Origin of the sequence: Pseudomonas sp. FP2196, assembly GCF_030687715.1 — a bacterium.
In the GTDB taxonomy this organism is placed as follows: domain Bacteria; phylum Pseudomonadota; class Gammaproteobacteria; order Pseudomonadales; family Pseudomonadaceae; genus Aquipseudomonas.
Window position 1 is genome coordinate 4023835 of sequence record NZ_CP117445.1, and the last position, 21647, is coordinate 4045481.

The window sequence follows — 21647 nt, forward strand, 5'->3', positions numbered from 1 at the left end:
CCGGGGCTTTCAGCCCTTGGACACGAGGATTTGAACGCTCGGCATCACCCTTGTAGGCGCTGCGGCACGCTGCGCTCTTTTGATCTTGATCTTTAAAGCAAAATCAAAAGATCGCAGCGTGCCGCAGCGCCTGCAGGGGTAACCGGGAGGAGTTGGTACGTGTTATGCAAACGTTTGCGAACCGTCAATCCCGGCATTTTCGCCACACATCCAGTAGGCCCGCAGAATCCGGGCCTTGATCTGCAAAAAAGGACTTTGAATGCACGTCGCTTCCGTTTTATGCGCCCCGTTTGCGCACACGTTTGCTGTTTCCCTGCTACTGACTGGCGTTACCGGAGTTCTCAGCCACAACGCGATGGCGCAACCGGCGCTCCCCGAAGAATCCGCTCAGGGCGAAACCCTCAGCCCCGAAGCCAGTCCGCCGCAAAAAGGTGCGTACCTGTCGGATTGGTACAACCAGGACCTGACCCTGATCGGCAGCAAAGACATCAGCTTCGGACCGCAACCGGCGGACGATATCTACCTGGAATACGAGTATTTCGGGCGCAAAGGCCCGTTCGAACTGTATGGCTACATCGACGTGCCGAAGATCTTCAATATCGGCAACAGCCACGACAAAGGCGTGTGGGACCACGGCTCGCCGGTGTTCATGGAGCACGAGCCACGCATTTCCATCGACTACCTCGCCGGCCGCAGCCTGGCCATCGGCCCGTTCAAGGAGTGGTACGTAGCGTTCGACTGGATCTACGACCACGGCAGCCGCAAAGAGAACCGCGCCAACACCCTCTACAGCGGCTTCGGCACCGACATCGACACCCATTCGCGGGTCAACCTGTCGGCCAACCTGTACGGGCGTTACCAGTGGGAAAACTACGGCGCGAGCAATGAGTACTCGTGGGACGGCTACCGCGCGCAGCTCAAGTACATCATCCCGATCGACAAATTCAGCAACGGCGCTTCGTTGACCTACATCGGCTTCACCAACTTCGATTTCGGCTCCGACATGCACAAGGACAACCCGGCGCGCACCGCCAACGCGACGGTGGCGACCAACGTCTTGCTGTACTCGTTCACCCATTTGCGCTTCACCCTGGTCGGGCGTTATTTCCACAATGGCGGTAACTGGGAAGACGGCAGCGAGCTGAATTTTGGCGACGGCAATTTCCGCGCCCGCTCCAACGGCTGGGGTTACTACGCCGGCATCGGTTATCAGTTCTGAAATAAGGAGATGTTTATGCAAGCAATGATGCGAGTTTTTCTGGCCGCTTCCACCCTGCTCTCTTGCACCGCATGGGCTGACGATGCGCCGATCCAGCCCAAAGTCGTATTGATCACCATGTTCGCCCCCGAGGCGCAGCACTGGATCGATCGCCTTGAGCTCAAACAGCAGATCCGTGTGCCAGGCCTGTCCGCCGAGTACCCGACCATCCGCTGCAACACGCAGCAGGTGTGCCTGCTGACCACTGGCATGGGCCAGACCAACGCGGCCGCCTCGACGCTGGCACTGGCCATGTCGCCGAAATTCGATCTGCGCAAAAGCTATTTCCTGATCGCCGGTATCGCCGGGATCAGCCCTGAACACGGCACCATCGGCACCGCCGCATGGGCGCATTATCTGGTGGAGTTCGGCACGCAGTGGGAGCTGGATTCCCGTGATGCGCCATCGAGTTGGCCGACCGGTTATCTAGGCATCAACACCAAAGGCCCGAATGAAAAACCACCGCTGGATTACAAGACCGAAGTCTTCGAACTCAATCCGACATTGCAGGCCAAGGCTTACGCCCTGAGCCACAAAGTCGAACTGAGCGAGAGCAAGGAATCCGCCGCTTGGCGTTTGAAATACCCGTCAGCGCCCGCCAACCAACCGCCAGTCGTCACCCGTTGCGACACACTGGCGGGCAACACCTGGTTTTCCGGCACGCGCCTGAGCGAACGGGCTGAGGTCTGGACCAAACTGCTCACCGACAACAAGGGCGAATACTGCACGACGCAGCAGGAAGACAACTCCACCTACGAAGCGCTGCTACGCGCCAGCCGTGAAGGACTCGTCGATGTGCAACGCCTGGCGGTGGTGCGCGCTGGCTCCGACTTCGACCGTCCTGAACCGGGCGGTAGTGAAGTGGATAATTTGCTCAAGTATGCCGATCAGGGCGGTTTTGTCCCGGCCCTTGAGAACCTCTATCGCACGGGTAATCCGCTGGTGCAGGACATCCTCAAGCACTGGTCTGCCTGGGAAAATGGCGTTCCACAATCCTGAAGAACTAAAGAACCTTGTGGGAGCTGGCTTGCCAGCGATGGCATCAGTGCAGTCAACATCTTCATCGGCTGCTCTACCGCTATCGCTGGCAAGCCAGCTCCCACAGGTTATGCGGTGTGACGGAGATCAGGGGATAAGGATGACCTTGTCACCGCTGCCCTGATTCACCTCGGCATACCGCGCCAAGCCTTCCGCCAGCGGCGATTCCACCAGCCCTTGCGGCAACGGCAGCAGACCTTCATCAAAGAACCGCCCAAACTGCTCCAGCATGGCCGCGCACGCTTCAACGCCGTACAGCAGCGAGTTGATCCCGACCACCGAACCGCCCTTGCGATACAACGCCAGTGCCGGCAACTGCACATGGCCGTCGACCGGCGCGGCGATGATCGCGATACGGCCGAACGGTGCCAGCGCCGCAACCGAGGCCGGCAGCCAGAAACCGGTGGTGTCGAAAATCACATCGGCGCCGCCGCGATACACCGCGTTGACCTGCACACCGAGGTCTTCGTGTTTATCCAGTTGCAGCGTCTGATAACCCTGCGCCTGCAAGTCCTTGACCTGCTCCGGCCGGCGCGCCGCTGCCAACAATTGCGCGCCGCGTACCTTGGCCAACGCCAATGCTGCCGTGGCCACCGCACCTCCGCCGATCACCAGCAAGCGGGTTTGGGCCGTTACCAGACTGCGCGCCAGCGCATCCCACGCCGTGGTGTAAGGCACCCCGAGGCTGGCGGCCTGGGTGAAACTCAGATGCGAGGGTTTATGCGCCACGCCCTTGGCAGGCAGTTTGACGAATTGCGCGTGGGAGCCATCGGCAAAGAAACCCAGCTCACGCCCGGTGCCCCAGACTTCCTGACCGATCAACGCCTGCGGGCCTTCGACCACCACACCGGCAAAGTCCCGACCGGGAATGCGTGGCAGCGTGGTATAGGGAAAACGCCCGAGCACGTTCTTTACGTCGCTGGGGTTCAGGCCGGCAGCCTTGATCTCGACCAACACTTCATCAGCGCCCGGCACCGGCGTCGGCACCTCGACGTAACGCAGGGAAGACAAGTCGCCGGTTTTATCGAATTGCAGTGCTTTCATGGACACATCCACCGAATAAGAAAGAGGACACTCAGGACAACCAACCGGCCACCAGTTGCCGGCCCATCGGCCACAACTGCTCACCCGCGAGCATGCCTAGCAGTCCGACCAGTGCGATGGCCGGTGGGGCTGGAGAACGGAAATCCAATGCGCCATAGAGCAGGCCGACGCCAAGACCGATGGCCAGCGAAATCAGGTAGTTCATGGGGGAAACTCCGCCGCGAGAAAGGAATGGGCAGAGTCTAGGGAAAGGATTTAACCGGTACCGGCCAAGGACTTCTGAATTTCAGCCAGATAACGGCAAGTCACCACGAAACCCTGTGGGAGCTGCGGTGCGACGATTCGACTTGCCAGCTCCCACAGGGATTGCGTTCAGTCTTTAGTGAATTGCGAAGGAGCGACGCCCAGTTCGCGGCGGAACATGTCGCTGAAACTGCTCGGCGAATAGCCCAGCTCACGGGCAATCACACTGACCGCCACGCCCTGAATCAACTCCGCCGCCGCCGTCGCCAGTTGCACCTGCCGCCGCCATTCGGCGAAGCCCATGCCGAGGCTGTCCTTGAACAACCGCGCCAGCGTCCGAACACTGGCACCAGCATTTTCCGCGTGCTGCTCGAACGGGATATCCAGCGACGGCGCGGCCATCACCGCCTGACACACGTTCATCAAGCGCCGATCGGAATCGTCCGGCAGCGGGATCTTCAACTGCGAACGCCGGGCGCGCTTGAGCTCCAGCAACGCCAACCCGACCAACGCCTCGTAATACTCAGGCTCACCGCTGTTGCCCTGCGCCACCAACCCAACGATCAACTCACGCAGCAACCCGCCGACCTCGATCACCTGCACCGACTCATCCAGCGTCGCCGCCAGCGCCGGGCGCAGATAGATATTGCGCATCTGCAAATCCGACACCACACGAATCCCGTGCGGCACCCCGGGCGGCAACCACACCGCGCGCTGCGGCGGCACCACCAGCGCTTCGTGCGGGGTTTCGACCCACATCACCCCGCTCATCGCATACAGCAACTGGCCCCAGACATGCTCATGCGGCTCGATATACAAACCACGCGGATACGTGCGTGCCAGCGGCTGCACGGGCACATCGGTGTCACTGAGATCGGGGGGCGCGGCAAGGGCCATGGCGAGCATTCATTGGGGTTGGCGGAAGTGCCATGGTACCCAGTGCACCCACGCGTCGCCATTGATAGATACCGTCGGACAATCCGAATGAATTTTCCCGGTGCGCCGCGATCCTTCTATTACTACAGGGAGGAATACGGGCTTTATGAACAACGCAAAACTCTACGTCATCGAATACACCCTTCACGGCACGCCCAAGTCGTTCATTATCCGCTCGGACAAAATGGACAACACGGAGGCGTGGCACTGGGCAAGCTGCGACGCAGGCGTGGGTCGCATCCCGCGCTTCGGCCGCGAGAAAGTGCAGAAAACCAGCAAGCCGATGGCGGAAAAATTCGGCGTGGAAAACGTCGTCTGGCGACCGACCAGCTAAGCTTTACGCAGCGATCGGGATCATTCGGGGGAATGCACAATGAGCAACATCAGCAGTCCGGCACATCTGGATTACGGCCTAGACACACTGTTCGGACGAATTACCAAAAGTGTCGATTGTGAGGTGGGGCTGGAAGCCGTCGAAGATGATCCGTATTGCTTTGCTCTGAGAGTGCCGGCGCCGCTACCTGAAAATCTTGATCAAGCGAAAACCGTGGTAGTCAGGGTTGAGGGTCGACGATTGCAAGGAACCGTCCGGCATACGGAACGGCTGGAGGATGAAAGTCTGAAACTGGAAGTGGAGCCTGATTAGGCTCCACTTTTTTTATCGTCGGTCGTTAGCCGTGTGCACATTTACAGCCCTTGCTTGAGCACACTTCGCCATGTTCGTGATGCTTGGCGCAGCCTTCGCAGCAGTAGTGCTTGCCATGGCGCGCAATCGGATGCTCACCGAGCTTGCAGTTGCATTTAGGACAGTCGCAGGTGCTTTCAGAAGTAACAGGCATGGGACAGACTCCTTCAGTGGTGGTTGTCTGAGGCTTGAAGGGCAAGCCGTAGGAACCAGTGTAGGAGCTGCCGAAGGTTGCGATCTTTTGATTTTGCTTTTTGGGGATCGGGGGGCATATCCGTTGCTGCGGTGGGCCTGGAGATCAAAAGCAACGTCAAAAGCCAGAGCCAGATCAAAAGATCGCAGCCTTCGGCAGCTCCTTGTATCTCGACTATCGCTCCGTCAGGAGCGATAGTTCTCGACTGATCATCGAGGGAGGGACTTGGAAGCCGTGCAGCTCCTTAGGCTTTTTGCCTGTGATGTAGATCGTGCTCCAGCCCTCCACACTCACTCGTATAGTTCGAACGGTATCTTGGGCCCGTCTCTGGCGAGAGCCCGCATTCGCAAGGTTGGACAGAGTGCAGTGATGATCGAAAACCGATTAATGGAGAAACGGTCATGTCCAATTTCGTCGGCGTCGATGTCGCTAAAAATACCTTTGATATCGCCACTCACCTGCCAAACGGCAAGCACAAAACCAAGGCCAAACTGGCTAACGACTCAAAAGGTTTCAAAGAGTTTGACGCCTGGTTGAACAAGCAGGTCGAGCCTACAGCCCTGATCGTGATGGAAGCCACCAGCGTTTATCACCTGGAACTTGCCGAGTTCGTCTACAACAAGGGTTACCGGGTCTGCGTCGTCAATCCGGCGACGACCCACGCTTACGCCGACAGCGAGCTGCGCCGGATCAAAACCGACAAAAGCGACGCCAAATTGATCGCTGACTTTGCTCGGGAAAAGGCTGAAAAGCTTCAGCTTTGGGCTCCGGAGCCGCTGAAATATCGTCAGCTAAAGGCGATGGTACGTCGCTTGGATGACCTTCAGGAAATGGAGCAAATGGAGCTCAATCGCCTGGATGTGTCCGACGAAAAGGTCAAAGACTCGATCAACTCTGTGCTGCGTCACATCGAGAAAGAGATCGTTGAAACTCACAAAGCAATCAAAAAACACATCGACGATGATCCAGACATGCGCCAAATGCGCGACTTGATCGTGACCATCGACGGTATTGGCCAGAAAACCCTTGAGCGGCTGCTGGCAGAGTTGGGCGACCTGCGTAAATATGACGACCCTCGCAAACTGGTCGCTGCCGCCGGGTTGAACCCAAAGCTGCAGGACTCGGGAAAGTTCAAAGGCAGAGCAGTGATTTCGAGGATCGGATCGGCTCGCGTTCGGGCGGGTCTATACATGCCTGGGTTGGTTGCACTGAAGCACAACAAGGCAATCATCGCCATGAAGGAACGCTTGAAGGCCAACGGCAAGGCCCCCAAGCAAATCATCTGTGCAGCGATGCGCAAACTCCTACATTTTGTCTACGCCGTTCTTAAATCGGGCCAGCCATTTGACCCGAAAATTGCCCTTGCCCGATGAGGGGCAAGACGGTATCTACAGGGAATGTGTACACCCACCAGAACCTGGCCGGCTGTCAGGCCGCCATCGCTGGCAAGCCAGCTCCCGCAGGACAATGAGTCCCCCCCCGCACGCGGCGAATGCCGCCCCACTCAACACAATGAGCGTTAGCTCGAGTACCGCTTTTGATCTGCGAGCGCCCGCAGGGAGGGCCGTACGTCAGGGCGGAATCCTAGGTCGCCTTACTCAGTCAGAAGAGCGAACACTACTGCGATACATGAATACCAAAGCCAACCCCAAACAAACCATCGCCAAAATCCGACTCGAAGAAAGATCGATCGCCGGATTACCCAACCAGCCAAAGTTATCAATCAACATCCCCATCCCCAGCTGCCCGACAATCACCGCCACCGTCGCCACCGCCGTGCCGATCCGAGGCACCGCACCGACCATCACAATCATGTAAACCACACCGAACAACGCACCACTGAGCTGCCATTTCGGCACATCGAGCAAACTCACCGCATGGGCCGGTTCAAAAAACAGAATCAACAACCCGGTAACCAGCGCCCCCACGGCAAACGTCAGCAAACTACTGCGCAACACCCCAACGGTTTCCCCCAGACGCCCATTGATCGCCGCCTGAACACTCAACACCGCACCTGCCGCGACCACCACAGCCAACAAAATAATCAGATTCATCATCAACCCCGAGCAATCAAGACAAGTGCAGCAACAATCAACAACAGCGCCAGCCAACGCTCAGCGTTGACCTTCTTGCGCGCCGCGCCGAACCAGCCAAAGTGGTCGATCAACACACTCTTGCCTACCTGCCCGGAGAGGATCGCGATCATGGTCATGGCGATGCCGATGTGCGGGGTCGCCAGCGTCAGAACCACCACGTAGATCGGCCCGAGAATACCGCCGATCAACTGCCAACGCGGCAATGTGTTCAACGCCGGCCCTTGTTGCGGGCCGCTGAGCAACAGCAGCAAAAACAGAATCGCCGAACCCACGCCGAAAATGCTCAAGGTCGCCCACAGATGCCCGACCTGCACACCCAAAGGCCCGAGCAACCCCGCCTCCACCGACAGGCCCATGCCCGCCAGAATCACCAGCGGCAGCAACAACAAACGCAACCCCGGTTTGGCCACCGGCGGCGCGACACTTACCTCTTCCAACGTCTGCATAACTAAAACCCAAGCAAATAATCGATGGCGCGGATTATCGACTGGCGGCGCTTTGCGATAAATGGGAGCATCCTGACAACACTTTTGCGCAACTCGCACAGCAGGATGATTCATGCACGGGCTCAACGAACTCGGATTCAAAGCGCTCAGGCTGTTTGTGGCGGTGCTCGACCACGGCAGTTTCTCCGAAGTCGCCCGCCGCGAAGGCGTGGCACCCTCCTCGATTTCACGGCAGATTCAGTTGATGGAGCAGGCGCTGAACCAGCAATTGCTCTACCGCCACACTCGCGCAGTCACGCCGACCGAAGCCGGGCGCATGCTCGGCCATCATGCGCGGCTGGTGCTGGTGCAACTGGAAGAAGCCGAGCAAGCGCTGCAGGAACAGCAAAGCGAACCCACGGGGCTTGTACGAATCAACGCGCCAGTGGTGTTCGGCCAACGCCATCTGACGCCGTGGCTGGGGCAGTTGTGCGCGCGTTATCCGAAGCTGCAACTGGATATCCAACAGACTGACCACTACGTCGACCCGTTGCAGGAAGGTGCCGACCTGCTGTTCCGCATCGGCTCGTTACACGATTCGAGCATGCAGGCGCGGATTCTTGCGCCGCATCGCTTTCAAGTCGCGGCCAGCCCCGCTTACCTCAAACGTCACGGCACACCGCAACACCCCGACGAACTCGCGCAGCATCAATGCCTGGCCTACAAAGGCGCGACCGGCCAGCAACGCTGGTTTTTCCGTCAGGGTCAGGGCGACTGGACACCCTACTCGGTCAAAGGCCCGATCACCGGCAACCACGCCGACACCCTCACCCAAGCCGCCGAACAAGGTCTGGGGCTGGTGATGTTTCCGTCGTGGCTGATTGGCGAAGCCGTGCGCGAAGGCACGCTGGTGCCTGTGCTGAGAGAGTATCAGGTGTCGAACAGCCTGGAGCCGCAGCAGATTGCGGTGCTGTGGCCGGGGAGTAGAAGGTTGTCGGTGAAGGTGCGGACGGTGATTGATTTTTTTGTCGAGTGTTTTGGGGAAGTGCCGTACTGGGACAGATCTTAATCAGTCCCCGTGTAGGAGCTGCCGCAGGCTGCGATCTTTTGACCTTTAAACAGCAAGAGCAAAAGATCGCAGCCTGCGGCAGCTCCTACAGGGGATGTTGTGGACGGTTTTAAATGCGGAACTGCCCAACCAGCTTGCCCAGTCGCTGACCCAGATCCGCCAGACTGCGCGAAGTCTGCGCTCCCAGTTGGGTCTCATCCGCCACGCTGTCCACCGCCACCGCAATCTGATGCACGCTGCGGTTGATCTCTTCGGCCACCGCCGTCTGCTCTTCGGCCGCACTGGCAATCTGCGCGTTCATCGAGTTGATGGTCGCGATCAGCTCAGCCATCGCATCCAGCGAAGCACCGGCCTGATTGGCCTGCTGCGAGGTACCGTCACCCGCCTCGCTGGAACGGCGCATCGCTTCCACCGCAGACTGCGTGCCCGCCTGCAAGCGATCAATCATCCCCTGAATTTCCTGAGTACTGATCTGCGTACGACTGGCCAGCGCTCGCACTTCATCCGCCACCACGGCAAACCCGCGCCCGGCCTCACCGGCCCGCGCGGCTTCAATCGCCGCGTTCAATGCCAGCAGGTTGGTCTGTTCGGCAATCGAACGAATCACCCCGAGCACGCCGACAATCGAACTCACGTCCTGCTGCAAACTGTCCAGCGACACACCGCTGTTGCGGATGTCATCGACCAGCGCATGAATCTGTTTGATGCTGCCGGCCACCACGCGTTTGGCGCTCTGGCCTTCTTCGTCGGTCTGCTGGGCCGCGACCGCAGCGTTTTGCGCGCTCTTGGCGACTTCCTGGGCGGCGGCAGACATTTCGTTGATCGCCGTGGCCACCTGATCAGTCTCGTGGCGCTGGCGCTCCATGGCTTGATCCGAACGCTGGGCCTGATCCGACACTTGTGTCACCAGCCCGGTCAGTTGCGTGGTCATCTCGGTGATCTGCCGCACCAGGCCGTGGATCTTGTCGACGAAACGGTTGAACGAGCCGGCCAGTTCGCCGAGTTCATCTTGGCTGGTGATGTTCAAACGACGGGTCAGGTCGCCCTCGCCCGCCGCGATATCGTCGAGGTTGGCTTTCATCAGAGTCAGTGGACGCAGAATCGTGTTGGCCAGCAGCATCCCCGCCGCCGCGATCACCAACAGCACCACCACCGCCACGCCGACGATGCTGAAGATCACGCCCTGCATACGTTCCTGCACCTGCGCTTCAACCTGCGCCACCTGCGCTTCGATGCCGTCAAGGTTGACCGAGGTGCCGACCGCCATGTCCCATTTCGCCAGGTATTCGGTGTAACCGAGTTTTGGCACCAGCACCTTTGCGTTGCCCGGCAACGGCGAGCTGTATTGCAGATAGTGGGTGCCGTCCTTCGCCACTTTCACCAGACCGAGGTTGACGTAAACACCGTTCGGGTCGCGGTTGTCCTTGAAGCTTTTACCCACGCCTTCAGGGTCGTTGGCCTTGAACAGGCGCACGGTCTCGGAGTCGTAGCCGAAGAAGTAGCCGTCCTTGCCATAGCGAATGCCCGACAGCAGTTTGATCGCCTGCGCGCGCGACTCGGCATCGCCGGGGACGGCAGCGTCATACAGCGGTTTGATCGTGGTCATGGCCACGGCGACGTAACTTTGCAGAGTGGCCTTGGCGTCGCCGAGCAGGCGTTCGCGGGTCTGTTCGACCTCTTTATGCGCCTGTTCCTGGAGGATGAACAGCGTGGTCAGGCTGATGACCAGCGCAAAGAGCAATACCGGAAGGACGGCAAGGGACAGGACTTTGGCCTTGAGACTCAAGCGCATGGGGGAAGCTCACTCTTTTGATTTTATTGGCGTGGTTAAAGGCTTTAACGGCACGCCAGATCAAAAGTTGAGTCAGCAATTCCCCCCAATCCCCCTGTGGGTTCAGAGAACCATCGCGGCCACCCAGCCGAACGCCAGCAATGGCAAGTTGTAATGCAGGAAGGTCGGCACCACGGTATCCCAGATGTGGTGATGCTGGCCGTCAATGTTCAGGCCGGAGGTCGGGCCAAGGGTCGAATCCGAGGCGGGCGAACCGGCGTCGCCCAGCGCGCCGGCGGTGCCGACAATGCAGACGATGGCCAGCGGACTAAAGCCCAATTGCACGCACAACGGCACGAAAATCGCCGCCAGAATCGGCACGGTGGAGAACGACGAACCGATACCCATGGTCACCAGCAGCCCCACCAGCAGCATCAGCAAGGCCCCAACACCCTTGCTGTGATTGATCCACGACGCCGACGACTCGACCAGTGTCTGCACCTGCCCGGTGGCCTTCATCACTTCGGCAAACCCGGAGGCGGCGATCATGATAAAGCCGATCATTGCCATCATTTTCATGCCTTCGGTGAACAGGTCATCGGTCTCGCGCCACTTGACGATGCCCGATACCGAGAAGATCAGGAAGCCGGCCAGTGCGCCGATAATCATCGAGTCCAACAGCAGTTGAACGATGAATGCCGCCGCGATTGCCACACCGGCAATCATCAGACTCATCGGGTTGTACTGCACGACTACCTGTTCAACCTGCTCGATCTTCGTCAGATCGTAAACACGCTTTTTGCGGTAACTGATGAACGCCATTGCCAGGCCGAACACCATGCCCAGCGCCGGAATGCCCATGGCGTGGGTGACGTTGATACCGCTGATGTCGACACCGCTGCGCGCGACGTTGGCCAACAGGATTTCATTGAGGAAGATGTTGCCAAAACCCACCGGCAGGAACATGTACGGCGTGATCAGGCCGAACGTCATGACGCAGGCGATCAACCGGCGATCCAGTTGCAGCTTGGTCAGCACATATAAAAGCGGCGGCACCAGCAACGGAATGAACGCGATGTGGATCGGCAGGATGTTCTGCGAGGCAATCGCCACCACCCACAACAGGCCGATCAGTAGCCATTTGACGCTGCCGCCGCCCGTCGAATGTTGACGATCGACCATCGCCAGCGCCTTGTCGGCCAACGCATGGGCCAGTCCCGACTTGGCAATCGCCACGGCGAAAGCACCGAGCAACGCGTAGGACAACGCCACCGTCGCCCCGCCACCCAGGCCACTGTTGAACGCCTTGAGCGTGGCGTCGATGCCCAAGCCACCGGTCAAACCGCCAACCAATGCACCGATGATCAAGGCGATCACCACGTGCACGCGGGACAGACTGAGGATCAGCATGACGCCGACCGCAGCAATCACTGCATTCATTTCACTACCTCAAAAACACTGCGGTGGACAATTCACCGCCAGACAGGATGAGTCCGCCACGAAGCACCGGCGGATTTGCAAAGAGGGTCTTGTTAAAAGGGCGCGCACTGTGCCGCAGAGTGGCCGCAGTGTCAAAGCCCTGTGGCGAGGGGATTTATCCCCGATGGGTGGCGAAGCCGCCCTCCTGCGCAATGACTGCGGCAATCGGCCCTATTGTGTTTCCAGCATAAAGAAAGTCGAAACGCGGCCGCTACAGTGCAAAGTCTCAGATATTTATCGAATAAGGATGTTTCCATGTCGCTCAGACAACTTTCCATCCAATGGAAAATCACCCTGCTCGCCGGGCTTTGCCTGGCCGGTATCGTGACCCTGTTGGTGGGTCTTTCGCTGTATCGCATGGAGCACAGTTCCGAACTGGTGAAAGCTTCGAGCATGGAGATGCTCACCGAGTCGGCCCAGGCGCGCATCGAATCCCAGGGCGAGGTGCAAGCGGCGGGCATTCGTCAGCAGTTCATGGACGCCTATCAGTACGGCCACGGGTTTTCGCGACAGGTGTTGTTCCTGCGTGAACAGGCCGAGAAACGCTTCCTCGATGCGTTCGACCTTCGCGAAGACATGACCCGCCAGGTCAAATCGGCGCTGCAAGCCAACCCTGACTTGCTCGGCCTGTCGCTGGTGTTCGAAGCCAACGCACTGGACGGCAAGGACGAGTTGTTCGCCGGCCAGGCCGAACTGGGCAGCAACGACAAGGGCCGCTTTGCCCTGTACTGGTCGCAGCCGACCCCGGGCAAAGTCACCTCGATGGCCCTGCCGGAAAGCGACATGACCGACATCAGCATCGGCCCCAGCGGTCAGGCCGCCAACGCCTGGTTTACCTGCCCGCGCACCACGCTCAAACCGTGCGTGATCGAACCGTACTTTTATGTGATCGACGGCCAGAAGGTGCTGATGACCAGCATCGTTTTCCCGCTGATGGTCAACGGCAAGGTCATCGCGTCGCTGTCGGTGGACATCAACCTCAACAGCCTCCAAGCAATCAGTCAGGGCGCGAGCAAGAAGCTTTACGACGGCCAGACCGTCGTGAGCATCATCAGCCCGGTCGGCCTGCTGGCCGGTTACAGCCCGGATGCCGGCAAACTCAGCCAGCGTCTGGATGCCGTGGACAAGGCCAGTGGCAGCGAACTGTTGCGCGTGCTCGCCTCCAGCAACAGCGTCAGCAGCTTGCACAGCAACGGCCAGTTGAAAGTGCTGTCGCCGTTCCAGCCGATTCCGGGCGGACCGTCGTGGGCGGTGTTACTGGATGTGCCGGAGAAAGTTTTGGTGGAGCGTGCCGAGGCACTCAAGCAGCAACTGGATGCGAGCAATAATTCCGGCACCCTGATCGAGTTGAGCCTCGGTGTGCTGGCCGCGTTGATCGGCCTGCTGCTGGTGTGGCTGATGGCGCGCAGCGTGACCAAACCGATCCTCGGTGTCGCGCACATGCTCGAAGACATCGCCAGCGGCGAAGGTGATCTGACCCGACGTCTGGCCTATGACAAGAAGGATGAACTGGGTCAACTGGCCGGTTGGTTCAACAAGTTCCTCGACAAGTTGCAGCCGATCATCGCCGAGGTAAAACGCTCGGTGCAGGACGCGCGCAACACTGCCGACCAGTCGTCGGCCATCGCCACCCAGACCAGCGCCGGCATGGAGCAGCAATACCGTCAGGTCGATCAGGTTGCCACCGCGTCCCACGAAATGAGCGCCACGGCGCAGGACGTCGCCCGCAGTGCGGCGCAAGCGGCCGAAGCGGCCAAGGACGCTGATCGCGCCACCCGTCAGGGCCTGACCGTGATCGACCGCACCACCGCCAGCATCGACACCCTCGCCGCCGACATGAGCGCGGCAATGGTGCAAGTCGAAGGGCTGGCCGCCAACAGCGAGAAGATCGGTGCCGTGCTTGAAACCATCCGCGCCATCGCCGAACAGACCAACCTGCTGGCGCTCAATGCGGCTATCGAAGCGGCGCGTGCAGGTGAGGCCGGACGTGGTTTTGCCGTGGTCGCCGATGAGGTGCGCAACCTCGCCCGTCGCACGCAGGAGTCGGTGGAAGAAACCCGTCAGGTGATCGAGCAACTGCAAAGCGGCACGCAGGATGTGGTCGGTTCAATGGGCAACAGCCATCGTCAGGCGCAGGGCAGTGTCGAGCAGGTCGGCCAAGCGGTGACCGCGCTACGGCAGATTGGTGATGCGGTGACAGTGATCAGCGACATGAACCTGCAGATTGCCAGTGCCGCCGAGGAACAGAGTGCAGTGGCTGAGGAGATCAACAACAACGTGGCGACAATTCGCGATGTGACGGAGTCGTTGTCCGGGCAGGCGAATGAGTCGGCGCGGGTGAGTCAGTCTCTGAACAGCCTGGCGAATCAGCAGCAGAGTTTGATGGATCAGTTTCGGGTCTGACGGCCCATTGCAAAACCCAATGTGGGAGCGAGCCTGCTCGCGAAAGCGGTGTGTCAGTAAACGATGATGTGTCTGACCCACCGCATTCGCGAGCAGGCTCGCTCCCACAAGGGATTGGTGGTGTTTGGGTGATCAGCGTTTAGGCAACTCGATCACCACCTTCAATCCGCCCCACTCGCTCTCGCCCAGCACCAGCAATCCGCCCCATGTATCGACGATATCGCGCACGATCCCCAATCCCAGACCATGCCCGTGAGTCTGCTCATCCAGCCGCGCGCCACGGCTGAACACCTGAGCACGCTGCTCCTCTGGAATCCCCGGCCCGTCATCTTCCACGCTCAGGGCAAAGCCGTCTGTTCGTTCAATCACACTCAAGCGCACTTCGGCATCCGCCCACTTGCAGGCGTTATCCAGCAAGTTGCCGAGCAGTTCCAGCAAGTCCTCACGATCCCACGGCAATTGCAGCCCCGGCGGCGCCACGTAGCTCAACGCCAGATGTTCACCGTGAATCATGTTCAGGGTCGCCAACAGTCCCGGCAGTTCCGCGTCGCAATCGAACAGCGCCCCCGGCAGCGCATCCCCGGATAAACGTGCGCGATTAAGCTCACGATTGAGCCGCTGCTGCACTTGCTCCAGTTGTTCCTTGAGAATCTTGCGCAGTTCGGGATGGCCATCGAGTTTTTCGCTCGACGCCAGACTCAGCAACACCGCCAACGGTGTCTTCAGCGCATGGCCCAGATTGCCCAAGGCATTGCGCGAGCGCTTGAGACTGTCTTCGGTGTGCGCCAGCAGATGGTTGATTTGCGCCACCAACGGCTCCAGTTCCACCGGCACCTGATCATCGAGCTGCGAACGCTGTCCCTGCTGCAATTGAGCGATTTGTTCACGGGCCTTTTCCAGCGGCTTCAAGGCGCGACGCACGGTCAGGCGTTGCAAAAACAGAATCAGCAACAACCCGGCCAATCCCAGGCCGAGGCCGATCTGGCGCATGCGCTGAAAGCTCTCGCGCACCGGGGTGTAATCCTGGGCGACGCTGATCGAAATCGACTGGCCCAGCCGGCGATAGTCCGAACGCAGCACCAGCAACTGCTGACCGTCCGGCCCCAACTGCAGATTGCTGTGCAGGCCGGGATGTTCGAGCAGCGGCAAGTCCTGATCCCACAACGAGCGCGAGCGCCAATGGCTATCGGCAAAGTCGATGCGGAAATAATGCCCGGAAAACGGCCGCTGATAGGCCGGCGACAAGTGTCGTTCATCCAGTTGCAAACCCTGCGGACCACGCACCAGCGCCACCAGCAAGCTTTCACTGTCGTTGCGCAACCCGGCTTCGAGGTAGCGCTGCAAACCCATTTCAAACAACCAAAGACTGGTTTGCGCCAGCACCAGGCCAACAACCACCATCACGCTGATCAACCCCAGGCTCAAGCGGCGCTGGATCGACCTCACGAAGCTTGCCCGCCGAACAGGTAACCCTGACCGCGACGGGTTTCGATCACGCTTTTGCCGAGCTTGCGGCGCAGGTGATTGACGTGGACTTCGAGAACGTTGGAATCACGCTCGGTTTCACCGTCGTAGAGGTGTTCGGCGAGGTGGCTTTTAGAGAGGATCTGTTCCGGGTGCAGCATGAAATAGCGCAGCAGGCGGAATTCGGCGGCGGTCAGCAGAATGTCGGCACCGTCGCGGGTCACGCATTGGCGACCCTCGTCCAGGTGCAGGCCGGCGGCCTTGAGCGTGCTTTGGTTGGCCTGGCCCTTGGAGCGGCGTAACAGCGACTGCACCCGCAGGTGCAGCTCTTCGGGGTGAAACGGTTTGGTCAGGTAATCGTCGGCGCCGGCCTTGAGGCCTTCGATGCGTTCAGCCCAGGAATCGCGCGCGGTCAGGATCAGCATCGGGATCGACAAGCCGCCCGCGCGCCACTGCGCCAGCACCTCAAGCCCCGGTACACCGGGCAAGCCGAGGTCGAGGATGATCAGGTCATAGGGCTCGCTGCTGCCCTGATACACCGCATCGCGCCCGTCCGCCAGCCAATCCACCGCATAGCCTTGGCGTTGCAGGCCGGCGATCAATTCGTCGGCCAGCGGTACGTGGTCTTCCACCAGAAGCAAACGCATCGATCAATCTTCCTTGTCTTTCACGAGTTCGCCGGTATCGGCCTTCAGGTGCAGCTCGCGCGCGACACCCTCGGCGGTCAGCAACTCGACTTCATAAATATAGACGTCGTGTTTCTCTTCCAGCTCGACTTCCAGCAGTTTCGCGCCCGGATAGCGATCCATGGCCTGCTGCAGCACTTGCTCCAGCGGCAGGATCACCCCGCGCTCACGCAGCTTCAGGGCTTCGTCCTGATCGAGGTCGCGGGCCATTGTCGTCGAGCAGAAAATCACAAGCGCCAACGCAGTACGGCTGGTGGCGCGAACATTAACCTTCATTACGTATCCTGATGATCCTTGAGAACCTGCCCGCTGACCGCGTCTAATTCCAGATCCCACTCCAGACCTTGCGGATCACGCATTTCGACCTGATAGATGTACTTGCCGTACTCTTCTTCCAGCTCGGTTTCGGTGATCGTCGAACCCGGGTGTTTGGCCAGTGCCGTGGCATTGAGCTTCTCGAAGGAGACGATAGTACCAGCGTCGCGCAGACGCAGGGCTTCATCGGGACCCAGATCGCGTGCATGAGCGAGGCTGGCGGTGAGGCCGATGATCGAGGCGAGGGACAGGGCAGTCAGGGTTTTCATGGTGTCTCCGTAATTTTTATGTGTTGCGTACGGTGGGCACCTTAGCGGGATGAACTTAACTGAAACTGAATTGCCATCATTGCCCCAGAGCAATACCTCTCTCCCCCTGTGGGAGCGAGCCTGCTCGCGAATGCGGTGTGTCATTCAACATTCACGTCTCTGATACAACGCTTTCGCGAGCAGGCTCGCTCCCACAAGGATCCAGAGTGGCTCTATAATTGTTCGCTTGCTAACGATCGAGACCGGTATGACAGCCATCCACATCAAATTCCCCGCCCTCACCCTCAAGGCCGGCCCTCGCGCCATGGCGCGCATTCGTGCTCAGGGCCTGAACGCTGCCGACGTCGGCACCCTGCCCGGCGCGGCCGGTGGGCCGAAGGCGTTGGGGATTCAGGGGCTGGATCTTGCGCTGTTCGGTGAATGGCTGCCGAGTGCGCCGCGCGAGCGTTCGCTGATCGGCGCATCGGTCGGTTCCTGGCGCTTCGCCAGCGCCTGCCTGCCGGATGCCGCCGAAGGCATCCGCCGTCTCGGTCATCTGTACGCCGAGCAGAATTTCAACAAAGGCGTGACCATGGCCGAGATCAGTCAGAGCTCGCAGCGCATGCTCAATGACCTGCTCGACGGTCGCGACGCGAGCATTCTGAACAACGCCGATTACCGCTTGAACATCATGGTGGTGAAAAGTCAGGGCCGCCTCGCTGACGACCATCGCGGCCGACTGGGACTGGCGCTGGGTTCGGTGATCGCCGACAACCTGCGTGGCCGCGCGCGGCTGTCGCGGCACTTTGAACGGCTGATCATCCACGACCCGCGTCTGGCACCGCCGGTCAACGCACTGAACGATTTCCCGTCGCGCTTCGTCGCGCTCAACGCCGGCAATCTGCGCCAGGCACTGCTGGCCTCGGGCTCGATCCCGATGGTCATGGAAGGTGTGCGCGACTTGCCGGGCGCCGGTGCCGGGACGTTCCGCGATGGCGGTCTGCTCGACTATCACCTCGACCTCCCTTACAGCGGCGACGGCATCGTGCTCTATCCACACTTCACCGACCGGGTGATTCCGGGCTGGTTCGACAAGACCCTGCCATGGCGCCGCGCTTCGGTGGAGCGCCTGCAAGATGTGCTGTTGCTCGCACCGTCGAAGGAATATCTGGCGCGCCTGCCCTACGGCAAACTCCCTGACCGGAACGACTTCAAACGCTTCATGGGCGATGCGCAGAGCCGACAAAAATACTGGCACGCCGCGATGGACGAGAGCCGCCGACTGGGCGACGAATTCCTCGAACTGACTGCCAACGGTCGCCTCGCCGAGCGCTTGCTGACCCTTTAGTCAGTGTTTTGCGCAGAGCTCTGGTAAACTCGCCGCCTGCCCGAATCGCTGCGGCGAACGCCATCTGAACAGAGCCGAAACTACTGTGGAAATCTTCAAAGAGTTTACCTTCGAATCCGCCCACCGCCTGCCGCACGTCCCGGACGGCCACAAGTGCGGGCGTCTGCACGGTCACTCGTTCAAAGTGGCGCTTCACCTGAGCGGCGACCTCGATCCGCACACTGGCTGGATCCGTGATTTCTCCGAGATCAAGGCAATCTTCAAGCCGCTGTACGAGCGTCTGGATCACAACTACCTGAATGACATTCCAGGCCTGGAAAACCCGACCAGTGAAGTGCTGGCCAAATTCATCTGGAATGAAATGAAACCGCTGCTGCCGGAACTCAGCGCGATCCGTATTCATGAGACCTGCACCAGCGGTTGCATCTATCGCGGCGAATGATCCAACACCGATACCCCGTGTAGGAGCAGCCTCCGGCAGTTCCTACGGGATCGGTGTTTATCCAGGGAAATAGAGAACAGCCTTTACGGCTGTTTTTTTATGCCTATGCTTCTTGGCTCAAACCCGCCAAGAGGACAGGCCCATGACGGACTGGCTGCTGGATCAGGTCTTTGATTTCCATGGCCGACAAATACGTCATGCCGTACGCGGCGACGGCCCGCCGCTGGTGTTTGTGCATGGCACGCCCTTCTCGTCCTATGTCTGGCATCGCATCGCACCGCATTTTTTCGCCACACACCGCGTGCATTATTTCGATTTGCTCGGCTACGGGCGCTCGGAAAAACCGGACGCCGACGTGTCACTCGGCGTGCAAAACCAACTCCTCGCGCACCTGCTCGATCACTGGAACATCCAGCGCCCCGACGTAGTCGCCCACGACTTCGGCGGCGCCACGGTACTGCGCACGCATCTGCTCAACGACAAGGATTACCGCAGCCTGACGCTGATCGACCCGGTGGCGCTGACGCCGTGGGGGTCGCCGTTCGTGCAGCACGTGCGCCAGCATGAAGCGGCGTTCAGCGGCCTGCCGGACTACATCCAGCGCGCCATCGTGCCAACCTACATTCGCGGGGCGATTCACCGGGATATTCCCGATGATGAACTGGCCCCGTACGTGCAGCCGTGGCTCGGCGATCCGGGGCAAGCGGCGTTCTATCGGCAGATCGCGCAGATGGATGAGCGCTATACCCGTGAAGCTGAAAGTTTGTACTCGGCGATCCGTTGCCCGGTGCAGATTCTCTGGGGTGAAGAGGATCAGTGGATCCCGATAGAACGTGGCCTCGCGTTACACAACTTGATCCCCGGCTCACAATTCCACCCAATCCCCCACGCCGGCCACCTCGTCCAGGAAGACGCCCCTGAAGCCATCGTCGCCGCCCTGCTGCGATTTCTCTGAGCCCAAAAATCCCCCTGTAGGAGCTGCCGAAGGCTGCGATCTTTTGATCTTGCTTTTAAAGATCAAAGTCAAAAGATCGCAGCCTGCGGCAGCTCCTACAGGATCGTTGCACATAAAATCCTGGCAGCCCCCACATTGTGCTTCGTTGCAGAGGGTGCACCGCTTTCGCGCCAAAAAAATGCTGGCTCGTCTATACATACCCGGCAACTTCCGGTTTGGCACGACCACTGCAACCCTCCCCGCGTCTCCCCTTTTCAGCAAGGAACGCCCCATGACGCAAAACGATCCCGGTAACGATTACCCCCTCAGCGAAGTCCCCATGCACGCGCGCAAAGGCCTGGCCTCCACAGCGATGGTGCTGCTGGGTTTCACCTTCTTCACCGCGACCATGTTTGCCGGCGGCAAGCTCGGTGTGGCGTTCAGTTTTGCCGAGATGATGGCGGTGATCATCGTCGGTAACCTGCTGCTCGGCCTCTATGCGGCGGGGCTGGGCTACATCGCCTTCAAAAGCGGCCTCAATTCGGTTCTGATGGGCCGTTTCTGTTTCGGTGAAGTCGGCAGCAAGCTCAGCGACCTGATCCTCGGTTTCACCCAGATAGGCTGGTACGCCTGGGGCACAGCGACCGCTGCGGTGGTGCTCGGTAAATACTTTGAGCTGGGCGAAGGCACCGTTCTGGTTCTGATGGTGTTGTTCGGCCTGGTGTTTTGCGCCACGGCGTATGTCGGTTATCGCGGCCTGGAGATTCTGTCGTACATCGCGGTGCCGGCGATGATGCTGCTGTTGATGTTGTCGATGTGGGTGGCGACGGTGAAAGTCGGCGGTTTCGAGGGCTTGCTCAGCGTGGTGCCAAGCGGCTCGCTTGACTGGTCGACCGCGATCACCCTGGTGTTCGGCACCTTCGTCAGCGGCGCGACCCAGGCGACCAACTGGACGCGCTTTTCGCGCTCGGCAAAAGTCGCGGTGCTGGCCAGCCTGATCGGTTTTTTCATCGGCAACGGCTTGATGGTGCTGATCGGTGCGTACGGTGCCATCGTTTATCAGCAGCCGGACGTGGTGGAAGTGCTGCTCCTGCAAGGCTTCGCCATGGCCGCGATGGCCATGCTGCTACTCAATATCTGGAGTACCCAGGACAACACCATCTACAACTTCGCCGTCGCCGGCTGCAATCTGCTGCGCACCGGCCGACGCAAGACCGTGACCCTGGCCGGCGCAGTGATCGGCACCCTGCTCGCCCTGCTGGGCATGTACGACATGCTGGTGCCGTATCTGATTCTGCTCGGCACGGTGATTCCACCGATTGGCGGGGTGATCATGGCCGACTTCTTCTTCCGCTGGCGCGGGCACTATCCGCGCCTGGCCGACGCACGGCTGCCGGCCTTCAACTGGCCGGGCCTCGGGGCTTACGGGGTCGGCACTATCGCGGCGTTCAGCTCGCCGTGGGTTGCGCCGCTGGTAGGCATCGCCGCTGCCGCGCTAACGTATGTCATCGTCACCGGCCTGCTCGGCGCCCGCCGCGCCAGCGCGCCACTACAAGACCTATAAGAAGGA

Annotated in this window: 23 protein-coding genes and 2 pseudogenes; 12 read left to right on the forward strand and 13 right to left on the reverse strand. The window is 59.9% G+C overall.

What is annotated here, in order from left to right; genetic code table 11:
• Nucleotides 1–259: 259 nt before the first annotated feature.
• Together PSH79_RS17950 and PSH79_RS17955 are read left to right on the forward strand one after the other, a co-directional pair.
• Nucleotides 260–1219: a nucleoside-specific channel-forming protein Tsx gene (locus tag PSH79_RS17950; protein ID WP_305438777.1), complete on the forward strand. Its 960-nt coding sequence runs from the start codon at nucleotides 260–262 to the stop codon at nucleotides 1217–1219.
• A 15-nt stretch (nucleotides 1220–1234) separates the two neighbouring features.
• The gene (locus PSH79_RS17955; protein WP_305438779.1) at nucleotides 1235–2257 is read left to right on the forward strand and encodes a purine nucleoside permease; all 1023 of its coding nucleotides are present in this window, start codon (nucleotides 1235–1237) and stop codon (nucleotides 2255–2257) included.
• Nucleotides 2258–2383: 126 nt separating this feature from the next.
• Here PSH79_RS17955 and PSH79_RS17960 read toward each other — a convergent pair whose 3' ends face one another.
• The 3 genes from PSH79_RS17960 to PSH79_RS17970 all read right to left on the reverse strand — a co-directional run bounded on the left by PSH79_RS17960 (nucleotide 2384) and on the right by PSH79_RS17970 (nucleotide 4480).
• Nucleotides 2384–3340, reverse strand: coding sequence for a zinc-binding alcohol dehydrogenase family protein (locus tag PSH79_RS17960; protein WP_305438780.1), 957 nt, complete (start codon nucleotides 3338–3340; stop codon nucleotides 2384–2386).
• 31 nt (nucleotides 3341–3371) lie between these two features.
• Nucleotides 3372–3545: a DUF1427 family protein gene (locus PSH79_RS17965; RefSeq protein ID WP_007969534.1), complete on the reverse strand. Its 174-nt coding sequence runs from the start codon at nucleotides 3543–3545 to the stop codon at nucleotides 3372–3374.
• Nucleotides 3546–3712: 167 nt separating this feature from the next.
• Nucleotides 3713–4480, reverse strand: coding sequence for a helix-turn-helix transcriptional regulator (locus PSH79_RS17970; protein WP_305438783.1), 768 nt, complete (start codon nucleotides 4478–4480; stop codon nucleotides 3713–3715).
• A gap of 145 nt (nucleotides 4481–4625) precedes the next feature.
• Here PSH79_RS17970 and PSH79_RS17975 point away from each other — a divergent pair, with 145 nt between their 5' ends.
• Nucleotides 4626–4853, forward strand: coding sequence for a DUF6555 family protein (locus tag PSH79_RS17975; RefSeq protein ID WP_007919026.1), 228 nt, complete (start codon nucleotides 4626–4628; stop codon nucleotides 4851–4853).
• Nucleotides 4854–4892: 39 nt separating this feature from the next.
• A complete protein-coding gene (locus PSH79_RS17980) occupies nucleotides 4893–5165 on the forward strand; it encodes a hypothetical protein (protein ID WP_305438785.1) in 273 nt (90 codons plus the stop codon).
• A 25-nt stretch (nucleotides 5166–5190) separates the two neighbouring features.
• Here PSH79_RS17980 and PSH79_RS17985 read toward each other — a convergent pair whose 3' ends face one another.
• Complete coding sequence (locus tag PSH79_RS17985) at nucleotides 5191–5358, reverse strand: metallothionein (protein WP_305438786.1); 168 nt, start codon at nucleotides 5356–5358, stop codon at nucleotides 5191–5193.
• A gap of 440 nt (nucleotides 5359–5798) precedes the next feature.
• On the opposite strand from PSH79_RS17985, the gene PSH79_RS17990 reads away from it, so the two are divergent.
• The gene (locus PSH79_RS17990; RefSeq protein WP_305438217.1) at nucleotides 5799–6770 is read left to right on the forward strand and encodes an IS110 family transposase; all 972 of its coding nucleotides are present in this window, start codon (nucleotides 5799–5801) and stop codon (nucleotides 6768–6770) included.
• Between the two features lie 225 nt (nucleotides 6771–6995).
• On the opposite strand, the gene PSH79_RS17995 is transcribed toward PSH79_RS17990, so the two are convergent.
• A complete protein-coding gene (locus PSH79_RS17995; RefSeq protein ID WP_095191284.1) occupies nucleotides 6996–7454 on the reverse strand; it encodes a DMT family transporter in 459 nt (152 codons plus the stop codon).
• Entirely contained in the window at nucleotides 7454–7939 is a 486-nt protein-coding gene (locus PSH79_RS18000) for a DMT family transporter (RefSeq protein ID WP_305438787.1), read from the reverse strand. The genes PSH79_RS17995 and PSH79_RS18000 overlap by 1 nt, the downstream gene beginning before the upstream one ends.
• Before the next feature lie 112 nt (nucleotides 7940–8051).
• On the opposite strand from PSH79_RS18000, the gene PSH79_RS18005 reads away from it, so the two are divergent.
• Nucleotides 8052–8987, forward strand: a complete 936-nt coding sequence (locus PSH79_RS18005) for a LysR family transcriptional regulator (RefSeq protein WP_305438788.1) — start codon at nucleotides 8052–8054, stop codon at nucleotides 8985–8987.
• A 109-nt stretch (nucleotides 8988–9096) separates the two neighbouring features.
• Here PSH79_RS18005 and PSH79_RS28190 read toward each other — a convergent pair whose 3' ends face one another.
• From PSH79_RS28190 to PSH79_RS18015, 3 genes and pseudogenes are all read right to left on the reverse strand, one after another.
• Nucleotides 9097–9918, reverse strand: a complete 822-nt coding sequence (locus PSH79_RS28190) for a methyl-accepting chemotaxis protein (protein WP_370872670.1) — start codon at nucleotides 9916–9918, stop codon at nucleotides 9097–9099.
• Between the two features lie 84 nt (nucleotides 9919–10002).
• A pseudogene (locus PSH79_RS28195) lies at nucleotides 10003–10779 on the reverse strand (cache domain-containing protein); the annotation flags it as partial.
• A 102-nt stretch (nucleotides 10780–10881) separates the two neighbouring features.
• A complete protein-coding gene (locus PSH79_RS18015) occupies nucleotides 10882–12198 on the reverse strand; it encodes a Na+/H+ antiporter family protein (RefSeq protein WP_305438790.1) in 1317 nt (438 codons plus the stop codon).
• A 1479-nt stretch (nucleotides 12199–13677) separates the two neighbouring features.
• On the opposite strand from PSH79_RS18015, the pseudogene PSH79_RS28200 reads away from it, so the two are divergent.
• Nucleotides 13678–13734 (forward strand): annotated as a pseudogene (locus PSH79_RS28200) (hypothetical protein); the annotation flags it as partial.
• A 201-nt stretch (nucleotides 13735–13935) separates the two neighbouring features.
• On the forward strand, nucleotides 13936–14640 hold the full coding sequence (locus tag PSH79_RS28205) for a methyl-accepting chemotaxis protein (RefSeq protein WP_370872671.1): 705 nt from the start codon (nucleotides 13936–13938) through the stop codon (nucleotides 14638–14640).
• 132 nt (nucleotides 14641–14772) lie between these two features.
• Here PSH79_RS28205 and PSH79_RS18025 read toward each other — a convergent pair whose 3' ends face one another.
• From PSH79_RS18025 to PSH79_RS18040, 4 genes are read right to left on the reverse strand one after another with little or no spacing between them, the layout of a single operon-like run.
• Nucleotides 14773–16086 carry a sensor histidine kinase gene (locus PSH79_RS18025; protein ID WP_305438792.1) on the reverse strand — a complete coding sequence of 438 codons (1314 nt, stop codon included), beginning with the start codon at nucleotides 16084–16086 and terminating at the stop codon, nucleotides 14773–14775.
• Entirely contained in the window at nucleotides 16083–16751 is a 669-nt protein-coding gene (locus PSH79_RS18030; protein WP_305438793.1) for a response regulator transcription factor, read from the reverse strand. The genes PSH79_RS18025 and PSH79_RS18030 overlap by 4 nt, the downstream gene beginning before the upstream one ends.
• Nucleotides 16752–16754: 3 nt before the next feature.
• Entirely contained in the window at nucleotides 16755–17066 is a 312-nt protein-coding gene (locus tag PSH79_RS18035) for a PepSY domain-containing protein (protein WP_305438794.1), read from the reverse strand.
• Complete coding sequence (locus PSH79_RS18040) at nucleotides 17066–17374, reverse strand: PepSY domain-containing protein (RefSeq protein ID WP_305438795.1); 309 nt, start codon at nucleotides 17372–17374, stop codon at nucleotides 17066–17068. Before PSH79_RS18040 ends, PSH79_RS18035 begins: the two co-directional genes overlap by 1 nt.
• 247 nt (nucleotides 17375–17621) lie before the next feature.
• Here PSH79_RS18040 and PSH79_RS18045 point away from each other — a divergent pair, with 247 nt between their 5' ends.
• From PSH79_RS18045 to codB, 4 genes are all read left to right on the forward strand, one after another.
• The gene (locus PSH79_RS18045; protein WP_305438796.1) at nucleotides 17622–18701 is read left to right on the forward strand and encodes a patatin-like phospholipase family protein; all 1080 of its coding nucleotides are present in this window, start codon (nucleotides 17622–17624) and stop codon (nucleotides 18699–18701) included.
• Nucleotides 18702–18786: 85 nt separating this feature from the next.
• Nucleotides 18787–19143, forward strand: a complete 357-nt coding sequence (gene queD / locus PSH79_RS18050; protein WP_007915588.1) for a 6-carboxytetrahydropterin synthase QueD — start codon at nucleotides 18787–18789, stop codon at nucleotides 19141–19143.
• A gap of 142 nt (nucleotides 19144–19285) precedes the next feature.
• Nucleotides 19286–20098 carry an alpha/beta fold hydrolase gene (locus tag PSH79_RS18055; protein ID WP_305438797.1) on the forward strand — a complete coding sequence of 271 codons (813 nt, stop codon included), beginning with the start codon at nucleotides 19286–19288 and terminating at the stop codon, nucleotides 20096–20098.
• A gap of 271 nt (nucleotides 20099–20369) precedes the next feature.
• The gene (codB, locus tag PSH79_RS18060; RefSeq protein ID WP_305438798.1) at nucleotides 20370–21641 is read left to right on the forward strand and encodes a cytosine permease; all 1272 of its coding nucleotides are present in this window, start codon (nucleotides 20370–20372) and stop codon (nucleotides 21639–21641) included.
• Nucleotides 21642–21647 lie beyond the last annotated feature (6 nt).

Excerpts from the sequence above, each read along its gene's own strand:
- PSH79_RS18005 (WP_305438788.1), top strand. The coding sequence starts at position 8,052 with ATGCACGGGCTCAACGAACTCGGATTCAAAGCGCTCAGGCTGTTTGTG.
- PSH79_RS18015 (WP_305438790.1), bottom strand. The coding sequence starts at position 12,198 with ATGAATGCAGTGATTGCTGCGGTCGGCGTCATGCTGATCCTCAGTCTG.
- PSH79_RS17985 (WP_305438786.1), bottom strand. The coding sequence starts at position 5,358 with ATGCCTGTTACTTCTGAAAGCACCTGCGACTGTCCTAAATGCAACTGC.
- PSH79_RS18000 (WP_305438787.1), bottom strand. The coding sequence starts at position 7,939 with ATGCAGACGTTGGAAGAGGTAAGTGTCGCGCCGCCGGTGGCCAAACCG.
- PSH79_RS17995 (WP_095191284.1), bottom strand. The coding sequence starts at position 7,454 with ATGATGAATCTGATTATTTTGTTGGCTGTGGTGGTCGCGGCAGGTGCG.
- PSH79_RS17965 (WP_007969534.1), bottom strand. The coding sequence starts at position 3,545 with ATGAACTACCTGATTTCGCTGGCCATCGGTCTTGGCGTCGGCCTGCTC.
- PSH79_RS18045 (WP_305438796.1), top strand. The coding sequence starts at position 17,622 with ATGACAGCCATCCACATCAAATTCCCCGCCCTCACCCTCAAGGCCGGC.
- PSH79_RS17955 (WP_305438779.1), top strand. The coding sequence starts at position 1,235 with ATGCAAGCAATGATGCGAGTTTTTCTGGCCGCTTCCACCCTGCTCTCT.
- PSH79_RS17960 (WP_305438780.1), bottom strand. The coding sequence starts at position 3,340 with ATGAAAGCACTGCAATTCGATAAAACCGGCGACTTGTCTTCCCTGCGT.
- PSH79_RS17975 (WP_007919026.1), top strand. The coding sequence starts at position 4,626 with ATGAACAACGCAAAACTCTACGTCATCGAATACACCCTTCACGGCACG.
- codB (WP_305438798.1), top strand. The coding sequence starts at position 20,370 with ATGACGCAAAACGATCCCGGTAACGATTACCCCCTCAGCGAAGTCCCC.
- PSH79_RS18030 (WP_305438793.1), bottom strand. The coding sequence starts at position 16,751 with ATGCGTTTGCTTCTGGTGGAAGACCACGTACCGCTGGCCGACGAATTG.
- PSH79_RS17990 (WP_305438217.1), top strand. The coding sequence starts at position 5,799 with ATGTCCAATTTCGTCGGCGTCGATGTCGCTAAAAATACCTTTGATATC.
- PSH79_RS18055 (WP_305438797.1), top strand. The coding sequence starts at position 19,286 with ATGACGGACTGGCTGCTGGATCAGGTCTTTGATTTCCATGGCCGACAA.
- PSH79_RS17980 (WP_305438785.1), top strand. The coding sequence starts at position 4,893 with ATGAGCAACATCAGCAGTCCGGCACATCTGGATTACGGCCTAGACACA.
- PSH79_RS18040 (WP_305438795.1), bottom strand. The coding sequence starts at position 17,374 with ATGAAAACCCTGACTGCCCTGTCCCTCGCCTCGATCATCGGCCTCACC.
- PSH79_RS17950 (WP_305438777.1), top strand. The coding sequence starts at position 260 with ATGCACGTCGCTTCCGTTTTATGCGCCCCGTTTGCGCACACGTTTGCT.
- PSH79_RS28205 (WP_370872671.1), top strand. The coding sequence starts at position 13,936 with ATGAGCGCCACGGCGCAGGACGTCGCCCGCAGTGCGGCGCAAGCGGCC.
- PSH79_RS18035 (WP_305438794.1), bottom strand. The coding sequence starts at position 17,066 with ATGAAGGTTAATGTTCGCGCCACCAGCCGTACTGCGTTGGCGCTTGTG.
- PSH79_RS17970 (WP_305438783.1), bottom strand. The coding sequence starts at position 4,480 with ATGGCCCTTGCCGCGCCCCCCGATCTCAGTGACACCGATGTGCCCGTG.
- PSH79_RS28190 (WP_370872670.1), bottom strand. The coding sequence starts at position 9,918 with ATGACCACGCAACTGACCGGGCTGGTGACACAAGTGTCGGATCAGGCC.